Raw genomic sequence first — 709 nt, 5'->3', positions numbered from 1 at the left:
CTAGTGTCTCGAGCGGTTAGTTCATTAGCTTATTCTTCATCACACTCAGCTTTGCCATATGTACCGAGCTGATGATGGCCGCTGCGGTCTTTGTCCACTTGAACGGCTTGGCTGAATGCTCGTTATGAGCAGTAATGAACTGGCGGATCGCGACTTTCAGATCAGTAACACTGGTGAAGACACCTCGATACAGTGCGCGTCTCTCCAGCTGTGAAAACCAGCCTTCCACCGCGTTTAGCCAGGACGCACTGGTCGGCGTGAAGTGCAGCTTGAAGCGCGGATGTTTTTCCAGCCAGGCCTTGATCGCTGGGGTTTTGTGGGTCGAACTGTTATCCAGGATCACATGGAGATCCAACTCGGCAGGCGTGTTCTTATCAATCTGCCGGAGGAAATCCAGGAACTCCTTGGCCCGGTGCCGCTGGGTAATCCGGCCCATTACTTCACCGGTCATGATGTCGAACGCGGCGTACAAGCTCGCCGTGCCATGGCGCTTGTAATCATGGGTTCGCCGCTCGATCTGCCCAGGCCGAAGTTGCAGCATTGGCTGAGTACGATCCAACGCCTGGATCTGAGTTTTCTCGTCAACCGACAGCACCATGGCGTTGTCCGGAGGGCTCAGGTACAGCCCGACCACATCGATGACCTTCTCAGCGAAGTGCGGATCGTTGCTGATCTTGAATGTCTTCAGTCGGTGCGGCTTGAGATCCGA

Annotated in this window: 1 protein-coding gene; it reads right to left on the bottom strand. The window is 55.0% G+C overall.

The window, feature by feature from the left end; all coding sequences use genetic code 11:
- Window positions 1–16: 16 nt before the first annotated feature.
- Window positions 17–709 (bottom strand): IS630 family transposase (locus AC19YQ_RS24970; RefSeq protein WP_500596187.1); only part of this gene is annotated, 693 nt, incomplete at its 5' end.

The organism is Pseudomonas sp. MF06569 (assembly GCF_059862735.1).
The sequence above is the reverse complement of the archived record's forward strand: the minus strand, read 5'-3'. Positions and strand labels throughout refer to the sequence as shown.